20 protein-coding genes and 1 pseudogene are annotated in these 19,683 nt (G+C 35.7%); 16 read left to right on the top strand and 5 right to left on the bottom strand.

The genetic code is table 11. The features are described 5' to 3' along the window. Positions 1-10: 10 nt before the first annotated feature. From NSQ79_RS09750 to NSQ79_RS09715, 8 genes and pseudogenes are all read left to right on the top strand, one after another. A complete protein-coding gene (locus NSQ79_RS09750; protein WP_339313629.1) occupies positions 11-1,987 on the top strand; it encodes an ATP-binding domain-containing protein in 1,977 nt (658 codons plus the stop codon). After that, on the top strand, positions 1,977-2,678 hold the full coding sequence (locus NSQ79_RS09745; RefSeq protein ID WP_339313627.1) for a DUF2290 domain-containing protein: 702 nt from the start codon (positions 1,977-1,979) through the stop codon (positions 2,676-2,678). The genes NSQ79_RS09750 and NSQ79_RS09745 overlap by 11 nt, the downstream gene beginning before the upstream one ends. A gap of 287 nt (positions 2,679-2,965) precedes the next feature. Continuing rightward, positions 2,966-3,826: an ImmA/IrrE family metallo-endopeptidase gene (locus tag NSQ79_RS09740; RefSeq protein WP_339313625.1), complete on the top strand. Its 861-nt coding sequence runs from the start codon at positions 2,966-2,968 to the stop codon at positions 3,824-3,826. An 8-nt stretch (positions 3,827-3,834) separates the two neighbouring features. Then, on the top strand, positions 3,835-4,521 hold the full coding sequence (locus tag NSQ79_RS09735) for an XRE family transcriptional regulator (RefSeq protein ID WP_339313623.1): 687 nt from the start codon (positions 3,835-3,837) through the stop codon (positions 4,519-4,521). Positions 4,522-4,535: 14 nt separating this feature from the next. Beyond that, the gene (locus tag NSQ79_RS09730) at positions 4,536-4,991 is read left to right on the top strand and encodes a hypothetical protein (RefSeq protein WP_339313621.1); all 456 of its coding nucleotides are present in this window, start codon (positions 4,536-4,538) and stop codon (positions 4,989-4,991) included. After that, positions 4,991-5,741 (top strand): annotated as a pseudogene (locus NSQ79_RS09725) (hypothetical protein). The gene NSQ79_RS09730 and the pseudogene NSQ79_RS09725 overlap by 1 nt, the downstream one beginning before the upstream one ends. Beyond that, the gene (locus NSQ79_RS09720) at positions 5,738-6,100 is read left to right on the top strand and encodes a hypothetical protein (protein ID WP_339313619.1); all 363 of its coding nucleotides are present in this window, start codon (positions 5,738-5,740) and stop codon (positions 6,098-6,100) included. The pseudogene NSQ79_RS09725 and the gene NSQ79_RS09720 overlap by 4 nt, the downstream one beginning before the upstream one ends. After that, positions 6,093-6,386, top strand: a complete 294-nt coding sequence (locus NSQ79_RS09715) for a DUF5960 family protein (protein ID WP_339313617.1) — start codon at positions 6,093-6,095, stop codon at positions 6,384-6,386. Before NSQ79_RS09720 ends, NSQ79_RS09715 begins: the two co-directional genes overlap by 8 nt. Positions 6,387-6,815: 429 nt before the next feature. On the opposite strand, the gene NSQ79_RS09710 is transcribed toward NSQ79_RS09715, so the two are convergent. Together NSQ79_RS09710 and NSQ79_RS09705 are read right to left on the bottom strand one after the other, a co-directional pair. Then, the gene (locus NSQ79_RS09710) at positions 6,816-7,271 is read right to left on the bottom strand and encodes a hypothetical protein (protein ID WP_339313615.1); all 456 of its coding nucleotides are present in this window, start codon (positions 7,269-7,271) and stop codon (positions 6,816-6,818) included. A 12-nt stretch (positions 7,272-7,283) separates the two neighbouring features. Further along, the gene (locus tag NSQ79_RS09705; protein ID WP_339313614.1) at positions 7,284-8,705 is read right to left on the bottom strand and encodes a DNA cytosine methyltransferase; all 1,422 of its coding nucleotides are present in this window, start codon (positions 8,703-8,705) and stop codon (positions 7,284-7,286) included. 116 nt (positions 8,706-8,821) lie between these two features. Between NSQ79_RS09705 and NSQ79_RS09700 the strand changes: the two genes are divergently transcribed. Next, on the top strand, positions 8,822-9,616 hold the full coding sequence (locus NSQ79_RS09700; protein WP_339313612.1) for a SinI family restriction endonuclease: 795 nt from the start codon (positions 8,822-8,824) through the stop codon (positions 9,614-9,616). A gap of 4 nt (positions 9,617-9,620) precedes the next feature. Next, positions 9,621-10,358, top strand: a complete 738-nt coding sequence (locus tag NSQ79_RS09695) for a hypothetical protein (protein WP_339313610.1) — start codon at positions 9,621-9,623, stop codon at positions 10,356-10,358. A gap of 32 nt (positions 10,359-10,390) precedes the next feature. Here the strand turns inward: NSQ79_RS09695 and NSQ79_RS09690 are convergent, their stop codons facing one another. Together NSQ79_RS09690 and NSQ79_RS09685 are read right to left on the bottom strand one after the other, a co-directional pair. Continuing rightward, the gene (locus tag NSQ79_RS09690) at positions 10,391-10,693 is read right to left on the bottom strand and encodes a hypothetical protein (protein WP_339313608.1); all 303 of its coding nucleotides are present in this window, start codon (positions 10,691-10,693) and stop codon (positions 10,391-10,393) included. Continuing rightward, complete coding sequence (locus NSQ79_RS09685) at positions 10,639-10,833, bottom strand: hypothetical protein (protein ID WP_339313606.1); 195 nt, start codon at positions 10,831-10,833, stop codon at positions 10,639-10,641. The genes NSQ79_RS09690 and NSQ79_RS09685 overlap by 55 nt, the downstream gene beginning before the upstream one ends. Before the next feature lie 910 nt (positions 10,834-11,743). Here NSQ79_RS09685 and NSQ79_RS09680 point away from each other — a divergent pair. The 3 genes from NSQ79_RS09680 to NSQ79_RS09670 are packed head-to-tail and all read left to right on the top strand — an operon-like array spanning position 11,744 to position 13,047. Further along, on the top strand, positions 11,744-12,100 hold the full coding sequence (locus NSQ79_RS09680; RefSeq protein ID WP_049527740.1) for a hypothetical protein: 357 nt from the start codon (positions 11,744-11,746) through the stop codon (positions 12,098-12,100). 32 nt (positions 12,101-12,132) lie between these two features. Next, a complete protein-coding gene (locus NSQ79_RS09675) occupies positions 12,133-12,471 on the top strand; it encodes a hypothetical protein (protein WP_014635137.1) in 339 nt (112 codons plus the stop codon). Positions 12,472-12,486: 15 nt separating this feature from the next. After that, positions 12,487-13,047, top strand: a complete 561-nt coding sequence (locus tag NSQ79_RS09670; protein WP_049527743.1) for a TIGR01440 family protein — start codon at positions 12,487-12,489, stop codon at positions 13,045-13,047. Between the two features lie 53 nt (positions 13,048-13,100). Here the strand turns inward: NSQ79_RS09670 and treR are convergent, their stop codons facing one another. Then, the gene (treR, locus tag NSQ79_RS09665) at positions 13,101-13,811 is read right to left on the bottom strand and encodes a trehalose operon repressor (RefSeq protein WP_049527744.1); all 711 of its coding nucleotides are present in this window, start codon (positions 13,809-13,811) and stop codon (positions 13,101-13,103) included. Between the two features lie 156 nt (positions 13,812-13,967). Here treR and treP point away from each other — a divergent pair, with 156 nt between their 5' ends. The 3 genes from treP to NSQ79_RS09650 all read left to right on the top strand — a co-directional run bounded on the left by treP (position 13,968) and on the right by NSQ79_RS09650 (position 19,604). After that, positions 13,968-15,947, top strand: coding sequence for a PTS system trehalose-specific EIIBC component (treP, locus tag NSQ79_RS09660; RefSeq protein WP_049527746.1), 1,980 nt, complete (start codon positions 13,968-13,970; stop codon positions 15,945-15,947). 54 nt (positions 15,948-16,001) lie between these two features. Then, the gene (gene treC / locus NSQ79_RS09655) at positions 16,002-17,627 is read left to right on the top strand and encodes an alpha,alpha-phosphotrehalase (protein WP_002887038.1); all 1,626 of its coding nucleotides are present in this window, start codon (positions 16,002-16,004) and stop codon (positions 17,625-17,627) included. Between the two features lie 81 nt (positions 17,628-17,708). Next, the gene (locus NSQ79_RS09650) at positions 17,709-19,604 is read left to right on the top strand and encodes a M13-type metalloendopeptidase (protein WP_002887037.1); all 1,896 of its coding nucleotides are present in this window, start codon (positions 17,709-17,711) and stop codon (positions 19,602-19,604) included. Positions 19,605-19,683 lie beyond the last annotated feature (79 nt).

The following is a 19,683-nucleotide window of genomic DNA, read 5'->3' as shown; positions in this document are numbered from 1 at the left end:
AAGGGCAGAAATGAGTAGACATTTTGGAAATTTTAGTAGAATTAATAAAGAGACGGAAGAGAAAATTCACATCATTGAAGGAATTCTATCTGAGGTTAATATTGATTATGATTTGTATTCAGGATACCCTATTATTAATGAAAACTTAAAAAAAGAATTCGTGAAGGCGATTTTTATTACAAAAAAATGTTTGCTGGTATTGTTTGAAAATGATGAGGAACAAGTAAAGTTTGCTAGTAGTCTGATGCACCATCTATCAGCTGATTCAAGTTTATTTACAATTGCTTCAAATTTTAAAGAATATGTTAAATTAATAAATTTAAGAGATGATATTTATAAAATAATAAGTGACTTGACTTTATTAGGTGATAGACTTTCTGATATTGATATTAAAAAGATTAATAGAGCAATCCAAAAATCATTCAATCTTACTAGCACTGATAATAGAACGATTACTAAAGATAATTCACTAGGGTCGATAATTAAAGAAAGAAATACTTATATTAGTAGTTATGATGTGGATCAATTTAATATGGTTCTAAACGAAGTGCAAAAACATCAGAGAGTTAGAGGCTTGGCAGGCAGTGGAAAAACTATACTACTATTAAAAAAATTAGCTTATCTTCATTTTTTGGAACGAAAAACTAAAATGTGTTTTGTTTTTTATACAACGTCCTTAAGATTGAGTATGGTCACTTTATTTAAAAATTTTTACAAAGAATATGAACCCTATAAGGAGCCTGATTTTGATAATGTGAAAATTTTCCATGCTTGGGGAGGAAAAGGTAGGAGAGGGTTTTATTCGGATTTGTGTGAGTTAACCGATAAAGAATATCTCAATTATAGTGAAGCAATTGACTACGACTCTGAGGGAGAACCTTTTGAAGTTGTTTCGGAAAAATTACTTAATGAGCTAAAAATAGATTCTTCATATATGGGAACCTATGATTATGTATTTATTGATGAGGCGCAGGATTTTGGTATAAACTTCTTCCATTTAGCATTAAAGTCACTGAAAAATAACGGTAAAATAATCTACGCTTATGATGAACTTCAGTCATTAAAGGATGAATTATCAATTCCAAGCAAAAAAGAGATTTTCGGAAGTGATTTAGATTGTGAGGACATTAACCTTTCAATAAGTTATAGAGCACCTCTTGAGATATTAACTACAGCACATGCATTAGGTATGGGAATTTATAGGACAGTTGCCGAAGGAGCAACTCCTATTGTAAATCTTGTAGATAATAATACTTTGCTTGATATGGGGTATGAGAACTTAACAGAAGAGTTTATACCTAATCATTTGGTTGATTTGAAAAGGAAACATGAACAAGAAAGTGGAATAATAGTAGATGCACCAAAAGCTTACTCCAATGCTTTAGATCAATATTGTTGCTTGGCTAAAGATATTATTAGCTTAATTAAATCAGAGGATGTGCTTCCAGAAGATATAATGATTATTGATTTAAATAGTGGTCAACTAACCAAAAATCATGAAAAATTTAGTGAACAATTTGAGCAATTATTGGCTCTAAATAAAATGGATGAAACATATCATGTGAGATTAGTCAGTAGTAAAACTCCTTCTATGAAAAAGGAAAAAGGAGCAATTAACTATACATCGGTATTTCGAGCCAAAGGTAATGAAGCTAACTTGGTGTTTGTAATAAACTGTAATAGATTAACACAATTAGCGAATGGGACTTATAGGAATGAAATTTTTACAGCTATGACACGTGCAAAAGTTAAAGTTTGGCTTTATGGGACTAATGTAGGTTTTCTTTCAAACGAGATTGAGGAGGTTAAAGTAAATAATTATCATTTAATCTTTAATTACCCTACGGAAGAACAAAAAAGAAGTATTAGATTGATGGGAGATGAAGAAGAGAAAATAGAAACGAAGGTTGAAGCAGCAGAAGGTTTATCGGTAGAAATTCTCGAAGCAATTTTAGCTCAAAAGAGGGCAGAACAAAGTGTTGAATGAAAAAACTGATTATGAAAAAATTTTGTCTGATTTTAATGATATTATAAATCTGAAAAATGGTAAACAAATTGTGATGTTGACTAAATATCCAGAGTGTATCTCTCATAATAAGAGAAGACAAATAGGAAAGAAGACTTCTAAATTCACATATGAAAATTATCATATTCGCTATAGAGAATGTGATAAAGAAGAAAACTGGCAAATAAAACTATTAGATGATTCCTTGATAAGTTATTTTTATGAATTCGATAGTTCGGGGAGGCTGCTTCAATATTCTCTGTCATTTATACCAGCATTCGAGGAAGGTCAAATTGTTGGGGGAAAAAAAGACTGGGAAATCCGAGAAACTTTAACTCCTTGTTTTAATGACTATCTAAGAATAGACTTCTCTGAAGTCGGATATAAAAAAGCGGTACATGAAAAACAACATCTTCATAAAGGTCTAGTTGAACGCAATAAGACTAAAAAAAATAAGGAGAATTTAGAACCTCTAGAAGATAGTTCGTTTAGACATGAACTTAGGCTTCCCATAAATAAGGTGATATTTCCTCTAGATTTTCTTTATCTAATTACAAAATATATTTATGATAATCAAAGTACTATAAATATTAATAAAGAATTTGAAAGACGTGATTTAATACAAGTAGACGAACAAGACTTCTCGATAGATAATTCTTTCTTCAATAATTAGGTCTTTTTACGATCAAAGTGATTTTTCAATCCATTAATCTTTTAATACTTTCTCATAAGCTTCACTGTCTTTTTGTAGATTGGGGCTAATAACTCTTCAGTAGTAAATATTTACGAATTGTTATTAATAACTACATTCGTAGTTTCTTTTGCATCTATATTTCCCTAACTAGAGCTTGCTACAAGAAAAAATAATAAGTAAGTGGACAATCGTTCACTTTTTTTATATAATTTACTCAACCAAATTGGTTTAGTTTTGCGGATTATACTTAAAGGGGGTACTGTTCTTTGGATGGATTGTATGCAATAGTAAGTAGTGCAACAAAACAAACGTTATATCAGTTTATGAAGGATGAAGATATTTCCTTGCTGAACTATCATTTTAGCCATTATTTTCACTTCTGTATTCAAATAAATAATATTCAAGTGATTCCTCATCATTTCTCAAGTCATAAGATTGAAGGGTTAACAGTAGTGGATGAATTAGGAATAAGTTTTTCTTATGAGCGAGATAATCCCAAAGTGAAGCAAAATTTTACCTTATGCCACGAGTTAGGTCATTTTATTCTAAAACATGATGGTTCTTATTTTGCAGAGTCTGTAGATAATCAAGAGGACATCTTAGAGCGAGAGGCCAATATTTTTTCGGCTATGGTATTGATGCCAGATATTGTCCTTTTATCAAAAATCTACTATAGTTGTCATACCTTTCATCAGGTACAAAATAGTCTCGAAGTTTCAAATCAGGCCTTATTCTATCGCCTCTTAGATTTTTTAAGAGAATATTATTCTGATAACGAGGGAGAAGTTACACAAGCTATTGAGAGTTATATTGAAGGAAAGAACGCCTCTATTTTTCGTTTATTTCATAATATTAAAGATAAAATTATCGAGGAGTTCCATCAGTTTCAACCTTCCCTTATTAATCAGGTTAAGCAAAGAGTTAGAAAGGTAGGTTTTGTAACAAGCCAAGAATACCCAAGTTTATTAAATCAAGATAACTGGAAAGCAATTAAAGATAATAATGGCAATTTAAAAACGTGGCTTGTTTATAACAAGGGAAAGGCGATTGCATATGTTTGGGATAAAGAAAAATTCTCAGATGAAGAGGCAAGAAAAAAGGCAGAATTACAGTTACTATTAATGTGAGGTGCACTATGTATCAACCAGAAAAACTAAAAGCTCGTAGAAAAGAGCTAAAAATGACTCAAAAAGATATAGCGGATCAATTAGGAATCAGCTATCAAGCCTATTCTGCATGGGAACGTGGAGTAAAAGAACCATCCAAGGAGAAAGTTCAACGACTAGAACAAATACTAAGAGTACCAAAAGGTTATTTTACAGAAATTGAGATTGTTCGTCTGTATAATACATTGTCGAATAAAGGTAAAAATCAAGTAGTAGAATATGCTCGTGACTTGGTTCAAAAAGAGAAAACTCAACAAGTAAAATCAGTTTCAGAAAATCTTTACGAGTATCATGTTTACGAAAAAATGTCTGCTGGTATTGGTGCATCAGTTTACGATGATCGAAACTATGATACTGTTTATTTTGATGAAGAACTAGCTCATGATTTTGCCTCATGGGTTTCTGGAGATTCAATGGAACCCAAATATCACAACGGTTCAGTAGCTCTTATCCGTGAGACAGGATTTGATTATGATGGAGCAGTCTATGCTGTAGTGTGGAACTTTCAGACCTTTATCAAGAAAGTCTACCGTGAGAAAGAGGGGCTACGCCTAGTTTCTATTAACAAGGATTATAAGGACATCTATATTCCTTATGATGAAAACCCTCGTATCGTGGGTAAAATTGTAGGAGACTTTATGCCATTAGAGGTGTAAGTTAGGAGAATACCATGGGAATGACGTATAAAGCAAAATTAGAAAAAGCTAAAATGAGGAATATCACTATCCCCTCAGAAATTTTGGAAAAAGATATTGTGGGCGTATATAAGTTTTTTGCTATTTTAGAAGATGAAAAAGTCTGTTTTTATATTGGAAAATCAACTAATATCAGAGAACGATTGTTGTCTTCAAACGGCCATATTCATTTGTTTTTTAAAGAATCAGAGAAGTTAGTACCGTCTGAAATTAAATATTATCTTGGTCAAAATTATGAGATTTTAGTTGAAATAGAAGAGGTTGATTACTTCGATACGAACTTTAGCAGAGCATCCCATCGACTTTCCTTGGCTGAAATAACTGAAATTGTTAAATATCAAAGTATGGGACAATGTTTGAAGCAACTACCAGAAGGCATAGGAAAAGGTGAAAGGGAATATTGGGAAAACAACTATAAAAGAGATAGATAATGGGCTATTTTGATTGTTCACGAGAACCAAAATCTGATATTGCTTTTGTGGATATTAGATCTTTCTATACAAGTGTTGAGTGTGTGGGACATGGATTGTATCCTTTAAGGATCTCGTTTTGTGTGATGAGTAGAGCAGATAATTCAAACAGATTTATCTTAGCTTCCTCTCCAATGTTCAAGAAAGTCTTTGGGAAATCGAACGTAGAGCGAAGCTATGGTTTACCCTTTTATATTTATACTAGGAATTTCTCAAGTCTTGCCTAGGGATTATGTCAAACAAGTTGATATTGAATAGATTTTAAGAGAAATGGCAGAGCAGGTAGCCATTCGATTGAGAAGAGCTCATAAGAAGTATTGTACAGTTTTCATCTCCATAGGCTTTTCAAGGAATGAAATGAAAGGACCTATCTAGACTCAGATGAAGGTAGAGCCGACTAATAATACTAGATTTCTCACAGACCATGTTCTATCTTTGTTTAGAATGAAATACGATTCGGGAGCAGTCAGAAATGTAGCCGTTAGTTATTCAAATTTTGTAGATGATTCTATCCAGATTATCTCGTTATTTGATGATGTAGAGAAAATTGATAAATAAGAAAGGCTCCATACAGCTATTGATACCATCCGAAATCAATTTGGATTTACTACAATTTAAAAGGGGAACTCTTGGCTAGAAGCATCAAGAAGTTTAGAGCGAAATAAGTTGATTGGTGGTCATTCAGCTGGTGGACTAGATGGTTTAAAATGATTGATAGAAGTTATCTTCCCTTCCAGTCAGCAAGGGAACATCAAGATAGGGGAATGATGAAATGGATGGGCTTCTTCCTTTCAGAACATACAACCTCATTGGCAGATGATAAGAACAAGGTTGATATGAGTAGCGAGTTGACTAAGTTAGATAAACTCACCTTGATTAACCAGTTGTATGTTGGTAGGCTGACAGGAATATTTGAAGTCAAATCCGACAAGAGAAAAGAAGGATACACTGGACAGGTAACAGAAATCAGCACGTCTGAAATCACAATAAAAACAGCTGATAAGTACCAGCTACTTCAAGTGGATGATATTTTGGGAATCAGTTTAATGGAGGAATTGAGCGGTGAGTAGGAGAGAAATTTATAAAGATAAATTACAGTTTGACTATTTCTCGAATTCATATATTAAGTTTGAAGAAGACTTCTACAAGTATTCAGCTATGGATGTACCATTGACATTTCTCACTGATGATATACTAAGAGAAATGGCCATGAGTCAAAAGAACTATTTCAAACTCAATAAGGAAAATAGCAAAGACGGACGAGATCACTTTTTCTACTTTAAAATTGAAATGAGTGATGAGTGTAAGACGGTTAGAAAGTATCAGTATTTGAGGGTGTTTAGCTCTATCCAGTAAAAAGTATAAAAAAATTGCACTAAAAAAAGTTTTCGTTTCAAAATTTTTTACGAATAAATAAGATAGAAGGAGAAGTTCTTTCTTAAAATATTTTTTGGAGGATTAAAAATGGTGCAACTAAAACGAATTAAACTAGACCATGTTGAACATACTGAATATGGAACTGAACATTGGTGTCGTCTCTACTTCCAATATAATCAAAAATTTTATAAAATTTGGTACCTTGTTCTTTCAGATAAGATGGAATCTGAGAGTTGGTTACTTATTGAAATTCTAAAAAAAATATCGAACTTAAAACAAAAAATACTGGAAGTAGCATCGGAAGTAATTTAGAACAAAGATATGAATAATCTCTTACTTATGGTGAAGAACTTAAGGTTTGGTAATTTACTGATAAAAAAAAAGAGACTTCAAGATGAAATCCCTTTTTTATCTACAAAGCTTATTGGGAATTATGTTTGTTAGATTATTATTTATAATTTCATCATCATAAATAATATTGTTTTCTATGTAATTTTTAAGGATTGGAAAATTATCAACGTATAAGTATGATTGTGGAGCTGTAAAACCAGGGACATTTTCCCTTAAATCCTGTAAAGGAATAGGTTTAATTTTTTGAACTGACTTAATGGTTCCTGCATATAAATAATTTGAGGAGTATAAATCAATTCTTTGATCCACTTCTGAACTATATTTTCCTTTTAAATCTTCTAGTTTAATTACACTATCAAAGTATACAATTCCACAGATTGCTTTTACTGGCGAGCTTATATACATATAAGCGTGTGTACAGTTCTTAGGGAACGTTCTTCGATACTCTAATAGTTTTTCCTTGTTTAAAATTCTATTGTAGACATCGGGCCAAAAACTCATTAGTGGAATCATATGCTATCCTCGTTAAAGTGGTAAAGTTAATTGTTCTACTGAATTAAACTCTTTATCAAAAGCTTTTTTTAGATTGCTAGCAAACAGAAGAGGGAATTCTTTATCAGAAGTTTTTTTGTATCTGGAATATTTAAAATCTTCAAAAGTATTTGTGTTGATACCTTTCATGTCGTTCAAGATTGTATTTCCAATAGCTTCTCCTAATTTAATTGGTACAGCATTTCCGATTTGTTTATAAATTTCTCCTATTTTCCCTCTAAATTTCCAATTATCAGGAAATCCTTGGATTCTAGCGTATTCTTCAATTGATAAAGGTCGAAGTTCTGTCGGATGAATCAAGTCAGTTGCAGGCATAGTTGGTACGGTAACTAAAGTAGGGCTAGGTTCACTAAATGAAAGTCTTCTGAAGAAGCCTGTTTTTCCACCACTCATATAAAATTTTTTTCCCATTGCTTCCATCTGGTCTTCTACAGAGAGAGAACGCCAATTTCCACCTTCAGGAATTTTTTTATACCAATCAATACGTTTTTTAGGAATCTCGGTATAGTGCATTTCGGTTCCTTGGATATCAGAAATAACATCTCCTAGGGTTACCCATTTTTCTAAACCAAATTCACCATTTTCCGAGTGAGTTGGTGTTAGATATGGTACTTTCTCATTACCTAATTTTGCAATAATTACGAAACGCTCACGTTTTTGTGGTGCTCCGAAATTAGCAGCATTATATAATTCAAAAGATACAGTATAACCGAAGTTTTCTAACTTTTGTTGAGCATAGTGGAGAACACCACCTTTTACTGGTATCCCTTTAGTGTCTTCAAGACTTGCTTCCGTGGTTAAAAGACCACGGACATTTTCAATGACGGCATATTTAGGTCTTATTTCTCCGATTATTTCAAGGTATTTGATGAAAACATCTCCTCTAGCATCCTCGAATCCTTTGCGATTACCTGCTGTTGAAAAAGCTTGACATGGTGGACCACCAAAAATGATATCTATTTTACGATTTTCAGGTAAATTAGCGAATTTATAAATCTTTTCTTTGTTGCATTCCCAAATGTCACCAATCAGACCAATATGCTTATTGTTATTCACAATAGTAGCTCTTGCTTCTTTGTTTATTTCACAGGCTAACAGAGGTTCTATACCTGAATTTTGCATTCCAATATCCAAACCCATCCCGCCACTGAAAAAAGAAATCGCAGTGATTTCTGGAAGAGAGTTAGATAGTCTGATTCTATCCTCGGGATTAATGATTACATCACTATTTTCTAAAAAATCTTGAAGATGTTCCTCAGTAGTTTTATAAGAATTTTCAATTTTTATGGAACTAATTTTATTTTCTCTCATTAGTCGTCTAGCATATTGAGGAGAAATATTAAGTCTGTTCGCAACTTCCTCAGCTTGTAGATATTTTATGCTATTATTTGTCATTTCAACCCTTTCTGCGAAACAATTTTTAGACCCTTCTATAATATCATAAAAAGGCAGTAAGGTCCAGAGAAAACTTAAAAAATATGATACTCTATTTATACTAGAGGTGATTTGACATGAAACAAAAATCAAAAAATACTAATTTAGAAAATTTACTTACTGAGTATTCTTTTATTACTGATGAGGAATTAAATCGGTTATTTGAAAAATGTTTAGAAAATGCCGAAAGTTCCAAATATGATGATAACTTACGAAAGCTTTTCACTTTTGCTCTCAAACATAAGGAGCTATTTACGAACAATTCTATTAAACCATCTAAAGATGCTAAAGGAGAAATATCTTGTTACATTGATAAATGGATTAGTAAATATATCAAAGATAGAGAGAATGAAAAGCTAGCCACACCTTTAAAGAATTATGGTGAAAAAGACGAGGCTTTGATTTCTAGAGTTCGAGCGTCCACAAGAGAGAGCGAAGAAGTTGTTCAAAATTATATTGATGGTCATTATCTGTTTATGAGTGCTGAAAATATGAACGGTGCGATCTTAGAAGAATATTTAGCTGAAGTATTAGAACCAGCTGGATGGCAATGGTGTGCGGGGTCTGTTTTTAGAGCGATTGATTTTTGTTATCTATCTAACGAAGAAGAACCTATTTTACTACAAGTTAAAAATAAGTATAATACAGAAAATAGTTCTAGCTCTGCGATACGTAATGGAACAAAAATAAAAAAATGGAATCGCCTTTCACGTCCTAAAGTAGCAACAGGTAAATTTACTCCAATTCCTAATTGGGATACACTGCATGAAATTGTACAAAATCCTTCGCTTAATGATCAACTAACTGAAGAAAAATACCTTAACTACATTGAGACGAATTCAACGTCTGAACTAGATATTTTGGGAGAATGATTTTATGGAAATGTACGGTTTGTTAATATTCGTTGCTAGTGATGGTAGTTACGGAAAAGTTGATACAAGAAGTGATAAATATGGAATTTTAAGTATTTATAAAGTCCCAATAAATTTGCCTATAAATACTACTGTAAAGTTTCAATTGGTTTTAAGCCAAAAAAATAACTATTATGCAAAATTTATTGAGGTTGCTGATAGAAATATGAGTCTTTACAATACAGAAGATAGGAAGCAGTGGTATAAATGGGGTGAAGGCAAAGAAGATGAATTTATTGCTACAATAGTTCCTAATTTACAAAATGAAATTATAATAAATCCAGAAAAAGAATCAGATCCGACTCGTATTGATTTATATGATTTAACTAATGAGAGATATGCTGATCTTAAAGTTCAAGATACTCCCTTTTTTACATCTGGTAGGTATTGCTACAATGGAACACCATACGACCCTTCTTATACTGTAACTTTTAATAGAAAAGACTACGAAAATTATAGAGCACATCATCCAGATTGTGATATATATTTCTGGGTTAGTTGGCAACAGCTTTCATATAGAGATATAAAAGTTGAATCTGTTGAAGGGATCTGGAGAGCTAGTTTTTCCAGAATGTCAGAGTTAATAGAGAACGGCATTGTTGCACTTCATCCTTATATTTATAGACAAAACGATGACCATAATGCTAAAGACAGTTTTTTATTTAATTTAAATGATCCAACTGTGTTTGAAAGAATAATGTAAAAAGGTGTAGTTCAAAACTGCACCTTTTTGATTTACCCATAATATTCCATCTTAGATGGTTCGATAATCTCAGTATAGAAGTTTTCTATGCTCATCAAGACATAACCATTTGATTGTTCAGGCGTAGCTAATATAAGTTCTTCATAAGAAGATAGAGAAGTAACATCATTAAGCAAGACATTCAGCTCTTTAGTCTTGCAGAGTTGGTATAGATTATTACAGAAAGTTGATAGTTGTTCTGAATGATTAGAATGAAAAACATTCTTTTGGATTCTGATTTCTAAGTTTTGGATGAAATCAAATAGATTGTCATAAATTTCTTGGCTGATTTCCATGAAGATTGACCTCCTGAATTTTGTAGTTCATTGTATTTCTTGAGTGCTTCCTCGTAAGCATCTGTTCCTTTTAGATAGTAGTCGTGTTCAGTACCAATGATATCAACAGTGATGACTCCGTCAGAGTGTTTGTAAGTCACTTCTTTAGCTGAAGCGTCTTCGCCAGAAAGTTCAAAAGTGTTGTTTTTACTATTGATGGTGAATTTGTCGTACTCTTCCTTATCAATCGTACCTTCAGTACCTTTGATAGAGAATGACAGCTCATTTCTTAGACCATTCTCGGTATCAATCTAATAATAGTCACCATCTAATTTATCTTGTGAAGCACAAGAAACAAGAATGATAGTTGATAATGTTGCTAGTAGTAATGATAATAGTTTTTTCATAACGAAACATTCCTTTTCTACTATTATAACAGATAATTATTTCTCTACTATGTAAGTAAGTAAAATTCATTATAGTGGGAAGTTTGGAAAATGGATCGTTTAAACGGAGACTGTATGGATAGAATTTATGTTATACTGTTAGTAAGTAAAGCAAGGTTGGAATAACATGTTCGCTTAGATTACGGGTTAAAATTAACACTATTTGTTTAAAATAAAATCAAATTAGATGAAAGAGTCTTTTGATAGTACTAAGATAATCATTGATATAACAAAATTTTGAAACTGGTTGAAATAGACACTTATTAAACCAGGTCTTACGATTTGTGGCAAATTTAATTTAATATTTTGCCTCAAATTAGCCACACTTTTTATAGAACTAAGAGGAATAATGAAGTTCTCTTCCTATTAATATGGTTGTTTGAAATCTTAAATATAGAGTTTTACGATGTAATGGGAAGTATGGCGAATAAATCAACTATGCTCAGCAAACAAAGCTTAATTAGCTTATTAAAACAAGGTCCTTTTCGGATCTTGTTTTTTTGTACTAAAATAATTAGTTAGTATCTGCCAATCAATCTGTGATTGAGAGTGAACAAATTTTAAAGAGTGGATATGGCTTTGGTTGATAGATTCTATTTCCTAACTTTTTAAGATATGCTATAATATGAATATGTTTGATAATTATATTGTACCTGTATTTTTTGGTGGTGGAGCTCTTGCTCTACTAGGTTTAGTGTTATTTGGTTGGGCTTTGCCTTCATTTTTGAAGGGTAAGTGGTCTTATTTGATTTCTTTGCTAGGTTTAGGTTTGGTTGCTTTTGCCTATTTTGATTCGGCGATTGTTATCACTTATAAAATCTGGCTTGGATTGCTAGGTGTTATCATGGTTGGTTGGGGACTTCCTTTCAACAATCGCAAGGGACGCCGTGCGATGACTATGTTTTGGGCCATCATGGCAATCGTTGTAGGTATTGCTGCTATTGCATTTACTATTGCTTATGGTGTTATTAACCGCCACTAACATGAAACTGTAAAACATGCTATAATAATGGCATGTTTTATTTTATGACCCTATCATTTATTATCATGCCTGCCTTGGGCTGCTTCTTAATAGGCTTGGCTTTTGCTAAACCAGATCGTTGGGACTTTTCTTGGATCTTATCCTTAATAGGTTTGGCGGCCTTTATTTCTTCTTTTTGGCATATAGCACGTGTAGATTTATGGTTTATGCTAAGTTATAGTGTTGGTCCTTTTTTGATGGGATTTGGTTTCTCCTGGGACCTAAGTAAGAAACGTCGTAGGCAGTTATTATTATTAGGGGCATTTTTCCTTGTCTTTTTTGTGATTCTGTACTATCTTATTGTGAGAATCTTGAATACAGCTGTTGTCTAAAGGAGGGCTGTTGTGATGTTGCTAGATTTAGAAGAGAAGACACGTGTGCTTGTAGAAGATATTGTTGAACGTTCAGCTATTGGGAGAGGAGCTATCTTTGTCTTGGGATTGTCTTCCAGTGAGGTTGCTGGTGGGACTATCGGCAAAGCCTCTAGCCGTGAAATTGGTCAACGAATTGTGAAAACTATTCTTGAGGTTTTGGAACCTAAAGGGATTTCCTTGGCTGTTCAGGGCTGTGAACATTTGAATCGTGCTTTGGTTGTTGAGCGTGAACTTGCTATAGCTAAAGATTTGGAAATTGTGAATGTTCTTCCAACCTTACACGCTGGGGGAAGTGGTCAGCTGGCTGCTTTCGACTATATGAAGGATCCTGTTGAGGTGGAGGAAATTGTCGCTCAGGCTGGTATTGATATTGGGGATACCTCTATTGGTATGCATGTGAAGAGGGTCCAAGTTCCTCTTCGCCCTATTATTCCAGAATTAGGTGGTGCCCATGTGACTGCTTTGGCTAGTCGTCCTAAGTTAATTGGTGGTGCTCGTGCGGAGTATCTAGCAGATCCTATCCGTAAAAACTAAAAAGTATCAGACACTCTTGTCCGATACTTTTTCTATTAGCTGGGCTTTTCGTTTTAATGATGGCGCTTGGCATAATCAACAAATTTGAATTTTTCAAGTTTATGGCGACTTTCCGTAAATTGGAACTGTTTTCCATTGTTTAAATAAACTTTTGAACGGACACAGACGACGTGCTGGTCCTTACCTAGGTCGATAAGAATCTTATCTTGATCGGTAGCGTTATCGATAGTGATTTCTTTAAAGGCGTGGGAGATGCTAAGGTTGAGTTGATTCTCTATGTAGTCGAAAATAGAGTATTCAGCAATGCTACGGTTTAGTTGCGGAACAAGGCTGGCATCTAGGTAATCAATATCTATAACAGAGGCACAGCTATCAACGACTCTTTGACGAACAACACGCCAAACCTGTTGGCTATTAGAAAAACCAGTTCTTTCTGAGAGTTTTGAATCAACAATGATTTTATCCAGAGAAATAACGTTGGTTTGCGAATTAAGGCCTTGTTGTTCGATTAGCTCCTGGTAACTAGTAAGGTCAGACACAGGAAAGTTGATTTGTTCTTGGTTAATAACCTGGGAGCCAGAGCCATGAATTTTTTTGACCAAGCCTTCTTCAACGAGTAAGGTTAACGCCTTTCGTATAGTGTCTCGACTAACCTGATAAGATTGAACCAGTTCTTGCTCGGTGGGGAGAAAGTCTCCCACTTGATACTTTTGCTCATGGATAGCTTTTTCTAAATCCTTATAAATAATCTGATATTTTTTCATCTTTCTCCTCATTTGTAGGTAAAAAAACATACAACCGATATTTTTTTACAAAAATATGTTAAAAAAACACCGGAACACTTGCAGACAAATTTGCAATCGTTTACAATCAGTTTATCAAGTCAATCAGATATTGTCAAAAAAGAAAAGGAGATTCAAATGGGTAAATTTGAACAAGAAGCTAAAGATCTGCTTGCTGCAATCGGTGGTAAAGAAAATGTGACTGCTGTTACTCACTGTGCGACGCGTATGCGTTTCGTTCTTGGTGATGACAAGAAGGCAGATGTGAAAACAATCGAAGCCATTCCTGCTGTTAAGGGGACTTTCACCAATGCAGGTCAATTCCAAGTTATCATTGGTAATGATGTACCAATCTTTTATAACGATTTCACTGCTGTATCAGGGATTGAAGGTGTTTCTAAGGAAGCTGCTAAATCAGCTGCTAAGAGCAACCAAAACCCAGTTCAGCGTGTTATGACAACCTTAGCCGAGATCTTTACACCTATTATTCCAGCCCTTATCGTTGGGGGATTAATTCTTGGTTTCCGTAATGTTCTTGAGGGTGTGCATTGGTCTATGCTTGACGGTAAGACAATTACCGAGGTTTCTCAGTTCTGGTCAGGAGTGAATCACTTCTTGTGGTTGCCTGGTGAAGCTATTTTCCAATTCTTGCCTGTAGGTATTACTTGGTCTGTTTCTCGTAAAATGGGAACTAGCCAAATTCTTGGAATTGTTTTGGGTATTTGTCTGGTGTCACCACAATTGCTTAATGCTTATTCAGTAGCATCGACACCAGCGTCTGAAATTGCTAAGGATTGGGTTTGGGATTTTGGATTCTTTACTGTTAATCGTATAGGTTATCAAGCGCAAGTTATTCCTGCCCTTCTTGCTGGTTTGTCACTTTCTTATCTTGAAATTTTCTGGCGTAAACATGTACCAGAAGTAGTATCAATGATTTTTGTACCGTTCTTGTCATTGATTCCAGCCCTTATTTTGGCTCATACTGTTTTAGGTCCTATTGGTTGGACTATTGGCCAAGCTCTTTCAACAGTGGTTCTTGCTGGTTTGACAGGTCCTGTAAAATGGCTTTTCGGTGCTGTTTTTGGTGCCCTTTATGCGCCGTTCGTTATTACTGGTCTTCACCACATGACCAATGCAATTGATACTCAGTTGATTGCGGATGCTGGTGGAACAGCTCTTTGGCCTATGATTGCTCTATCAAACATTGCTCAAGGGTCAGCAGTCTTTGCTTACTATATTATGCATCGTCATGATGAACGTGAGGCTCAAATTTCACTTCCAGCTACTATTTCAGCTTATCTTGGTGTTACAGAACCAGCTCTCTTCGGGGTTAACGTCAAATATATTTACCCATTTGTTGCGGGTATGATTGGTTCATCTATTGCAGGTCTTCTATCCGTAACTTTTAACGTTACAGCGGCCTCTATTGGTATTGGTGGGTTGCCTGGTATTCTATCAATTCAACCTAAGTATATGATTCCATTTGCAGGAATTATGCTTGTTGCTATCATTGTACCTATGGTCTTGACTTTCTTCTTCCGCAAAGCGGGTCTCTTTACTAAGACAGAAGATGATACAGAACTTAAGGAAGAATTTGCAGCTCAAGAAGAGGCTGAATTTGCATCACATACTGCTACTTCAACGGTTCTTGCTGAATCAGCAGAGGTTGTTAGTCCACTTGCTGGTCAAGTTAAACCACTTAGCCAAGCCACAGACCCTGTCTTTTCATCAGGTGTAATGGGACAAGGTATCGTCATCGAACCAAGTCAAGGGGAATTGGTTTCACCAGTGAATGGTACAGTGACAGTACTCTTCCCAACTAAGCACGCCGTAGGTATCGTTTCTGAAGAAGGTGTTGAAATGCTAATGCACATTGGTATGGATACTGTTAGCCTTGACGGAAAAGGTTTTGAGGCTCATGTTGAACAAGGTGATAAAGTTGTTGTTGGTCAACAATTGATTAGCTTTGATATGGATGTTATCAAAAAAGCTGGTTTGGTCACTGAGACTCCAGTTATCATTACAAATCAAGATGATTTCCAAGCAGATGTTGAAGGGGATCTTCCACGTGATATCAAACGTGGTGATGTTCTCATGATTGCTCATCGAACAAAATAAGCTAAGGGGTGAAAACGTTACGGTCCACCCTTTGATAAAAAAGAGGTTAAATAAATGGCATTAGATAAAACAAAGGTTGTATACCAAATTTATCCAAAATCATATAAGGACACGACAGGAAATGGAATCGGTGATTTCAGAGGGATCATTGAAAAGATTCCTTATCTAGCAGAGTTGGGCGTGGATATGGTTTGGCTCAATCCTTTCTATCCAAGTCCACAACGTGACAATGGTTACGATATTTCAGACTACACAGCCGTCAACCCTGTCTTTGGAGACATGGCTGATTTTGAAGAGATGGTCCGTGTCGCTAAAGAGCATAATATTGACTTCATGCTAGACATGGTGCTCAATCATTGCTCAACGGAGCATGAGTGGTTCCAAAAGGCATTGGCTGGGGATAAGTATTACCAAGCTTTCTTCTTCATTCAGGACAAACCAACCGATTGGTTATCTAAATTTGGTGGTTCTGCCTGGGCTCCTTTTGGAGATACAGGGAAATACTATCTTCACCTCTTTGATGAAACACAGGCAGACCTCAATTGGCGTAATCCCAATGTTCGTAAGGAGTTGTTCAAGGTGGTCAACTTCTGGCGTGACAAGGGAGTTAAAGGTTTCCGTTTCGATGTGATCAATTTGATTGGGAAAGATGAGGTCTTGGTGGATTGCCCTGAAAATGAAGGGAAACCAGCTTATACGGATAAACCAATTGTCCATGACTATCTTCGTATGATGAATGAAGCGACCTTTGGTTCTGATGATAGCTTTATGACAGTTGGAGAGATGTCATCGACAACCATTGACAACTGTGTTTTGTATTCAGCACCGGAGCGCCACGAGTTGTCTATGGCCTTTAACTTCCATCATCTTAAAGTAGACTATGAAGATGGTCAAAAATGGACCATTACTCCCTTTGATTTTGAAGAGCTCAAACGTCTCTATCATACTTGGGGCAAGGAAATGAGTGAACGTGGTGGTTGGAGTGCCCTTTTCTGGAATAACCATGATCAACCTCGTGCCTTGAATCGTTTTGTAGATATCAAGAACTTCCGCAATGAAGGAGCGACTATGCTAGCAGCTAGCATTCACTTGTCACGTGGAACCCCTTATATCTACATGGGCGAAGAGATTGGCATGATTGATCCAGATTATGATTCTATGGCAGATTATGTGGATGTCGAGTCCATCAATGCTTACCAAATGCTCTTGGATCAAGGCAAGTCACCTGAGCAAGCCTTTAAGATTATCCAAGCTAAGTCACGAGATAATTCTCGTACGCCAATGCAATGGGATGCTTCTGAAAATGCAGGTTTTTCAACAGGAACTCCATGGTTGAAAGCTGGCAAATCTTACAAAGACATCAACGTTGAAAATGAAATTGATGGACCAATCTTTAAATTCTATAAAGAATTGATTCGCTTGCGCAAAGAAATGCCCATCATTTCAGAAGGTAGCTACTTGCCAGCACTGGAAGATAGTCAACAAGTCTACGCCTTTGAACGCCACTTAGACGGTCAAAAACTCTTGGTACTCAATAATTTCTATGGAAGTGAAGCTGAAGTGGAGATTCCAGCAGAATACCAGTCAGGGCGCGTGCTCTTGTCAAACTATGACGATGCAGAGCTTGCTGAAAAGGTAAGTCTTAAGCCTTATCAAACCCTAGCAATCTTAGTAAAATAAGCCAAACTTTCCTCAGTAAATGCTTTTGCTGGGGAATTTTGTTATAATGAAAGCACTTTTAATGTTGATGGAGGAAGTGTAATGACACGCTTACAAGATGATTTTTACCATGCGATTAATGGTGAGTGGGAAAAAACAGCAGTGATTCCCGATGATAAGCCACGTACAGGTGGTTTCTCAGATTTAGCAGATGAAATTGAAGACCTTATGCTTGAAACGACTGATCAGTGGTTGGCAGGAGAGAATATTCCAGACAATGCTATTCTACAAAACTTCATTAAGTTTCACCGTATGGCTGCGGACTTTGACAAACGTGAGGCATTGGGTATCGAGCCTGTTAAACCTTGGATTGAAGAATACAAGAAGCTTTCCTCATTCTCAGAATTTGCTTCGAAAATTGCTGAGTACGAGATGTCTGGTAAACCTAATGCGTTCCCATTCGGTGTATCTCCAGACTTTATGAATGCTCAATTAAATGTCCTCTGGGCAGCAGCGCCAAGTATTATTTTACCTGATACAACCTATTACACTGAGGATAATGAGAAGGGCAAGGAGCTTTTAGGAATTTGGCGTGAAATGGAAGAAGAACTCCTTGAGAAATATGGCTTTACAGCTGAAGAAATCAAAGATATCTTGGACAAGGTTATCGCCCTTGATGCTAAGTTGGCCAAGTATGTCCTTTCGAGTGAAGAATCTTCCGAGTATGTGGAACTCTACCACCCATATGATTGGGAAGACTTTACCAAGCTAGCACCGGAACTTCCACTTGATAACATCTTCACAGAAATCTTGGGACAAGTTCCTGATAAAGTTATCGTTCCTGAAGAGCGCTTCTGGACAGAATTTGCGGCAGAATATTATTCAGAAGATAATTGGGAGCTACTTAAGGCGAGCCTACTTATCGATGCTACGACAATTTGGAATGCCTATTTGACAGACGAACTTCGTGTTCTATTTGGAAAATATGGTCGTGCGCTTTCAGGAACACCACAAGCCTGGGACAAGAAAAAAGGAGCCTACTATTTGGCACAAGGACATTACAATCAGGCTCTTGGACTTTGGTATGCAGGTGAAAAATTCTCTCCAGAAGCAAAAGCAGATGTTGAAGCGAAGGTGGCAACTATGATTGATGTTTATAAATCACGCCTTCAAACAGCAGATTGGTTGGCTCCTGAGACACGTGAAAAGGCTATTACGAAACTCAATGTCATCACACCTCATATCGGTTATCCAGAAAAACTACCTGAGACATATGATAAGAAGATTATTGATGAGAACTTGTCACTTGTTGAGAATGCACAGAAGTTAGTCGAAATTTCAGTTGCACATAGTTGGAGCAAGTGGAATCAACCTGTTGATCGTAGTGAGTGGCATATGCCTGCCCACATGGTTAATGCTTACTATGATCCACAGCAGAACCAAATTGTTTTCCCAGCAGCTATCCTTCAAGCACCTTTCTATGATATTGCACAAAGCTCATCAGCCAACTATGGTGGTATTGGTGCTGTCATTGCTCACGAGATTTCCCATGCCTTTGATACAAACGGAGCTTCCTTTGATGAGAATGGTAGTCTTAAGAACTGGTGGACTGAGGAAGACTATGCAGCCTTTAAGGAACGTACTGACAAGATTGTGGATCAGTTTGAGGGCTTGGATTCTTATGGTGCCAAGGTCAATGGTAAATTGACTGTTTCTGAGAATGTTGCTGACCTCGGTGGTGTAGCCTGTGCCTTAGAGGCCGCTAAACGAGATAAGGATTTTTCAGTTCGTGAGTTCTTTGTTAATTTTGCGACAATCTGGCGTATGAAAGCACGTGAAGAATACATGCAAATGTTAGCTAGCGTGGATGTGCATGCTCCGGCTAAATGGCGCACCAATGTTATCGTGAGCAACTTCGACGAATTCCACAAGGAATTTGACGTTAAAGAAGGCGACGGCATGTGGCGTGCCCCAGAAGATCGTGTGATTATTTGGTAATAATGATGAAATCTGTCCTAAAATGGATGGATTTCTTTATTTTTGTCGTTGTAAGGGTTTACAAAAATTGAATAAAGAG

It is taken from the genome of Streptococcus sp. FSL W7-1342 (assembly GCF_037966635.1).
Lineage (GTDB): Bacteria > Bacillota > Bacilli > Lactobacillales > Streptococcaceae > Streptococcus > Streptococcus salivarius_D.
The sequence above is the reverse complement of the archived record's forward strand: the minus strand, read 5'-3'. Positions and strand labels throughout refer to the sequence as shown.

Coding starts and splice junctions, on each gene's coding strand:
- NSQ79_RS09705 (WP_339313614.1), bottom strand. CDS start 8,705: ATGACAAATAATAGCATAAAATATCTACAAGCTGAGGAAGTTGCGAAC.
- NSQ79_RS09710 (WP_339313615.1), bottom strand. CDS start 7,271: ATGATTCCACTAATGAGTTTTTGGCCCGATGTCTACAATAGAATTTTA.
- treP (WP_049527746.1), top strand. CDS start 13,968: ATGGGTAAATTTGAACAAGAAGCTAAAGATCTGCTTGCTGCAATCGGT.
- treR (WP_049527744.1), bottom strand. CDS start 13,811: ATGAAAAAATATCAGATTATTTATAAGGATTTAGAAAAAGCTATCCAT.
- NSQ79_RS09695 (WP_339313610.1), top strand. CDS start 9,621: ATGGAAATGTACGGTTTGTTAATATTCGTTGCTAGTGATGGTAGTTAC.
- NSQ79_RS09700 (WP_339313612.1), top strand. CDS start 8,822: ATGAAACAAAAATCAAAAAATACTAATTTAGAAAATTTACTTACTGAG.
- NSQ79_RS09650 (WP_002887037.1), top strand. CDS start 17,709: ATGACACGCTTACAAGATGATTTTTACCATGCGATTAATGGTGAGTGG.
- NSQ79_RS09680 (WP_049527740.1), top strand. CDS start 11,744: ATGAATATGTTTGATAATTATATTGTACCTGTATTTTTTGGTGGTGGA.
- NSQ79_RS09730 (WP_339313621.1), top strand. CDS start 4,536: ATGGGAATGACGTATAAAGCAAAATTAGAAAAAGCTAAAATGAGGAAT.
- NSQ79_RS09720 (WP_339313619.1), top strand. CDS start 5,738: ATGATTGATAGAAGTTATCTTCCCTTCCAGTCAGCAAGGGAACATCAA.
- NSQ79_RS09690 (WP_339313608.1), bottom strand. CDS start 10,693: ATGGAAATCAGCCAAGAAATTTATGACAATCTATTTGATTTCATCCAA.
- treC (WP_002887038.1), top strand. CDS start 16,002: ATGGCATTAGATAAAACAAAGGTTGTATACCAAATTTATCCAAAATCA.
- NSQ79_RS09670 (WP_049527743.1), top strand. CDS start 12,487: ATGTTGCTAGATTTAGAAGAGAAGACACGTGTGCTTGTAGAAGATATT.
- NSQ79_RS09675 (WP_014635137.1), top strand. CDS start 12,133: ATGTTTTATTTTATGACCCTATCATTTATTATCATGCCTGCCTTGGGC.
- NSQ79_RS09750 (WP_339313629.1), top strand. CDS start 11: ATGAGTAGACATTTTGGAAATTTTAGTAGAATTAATAAAGAGACGGAA.
- NSQ79_RS09735 (WP_339313623.1), top strand. CDS start 3,835: ATGTATCAACCAGAAAAACTAAAAGCTCGTAGAAAAGAGCTAAAAATG.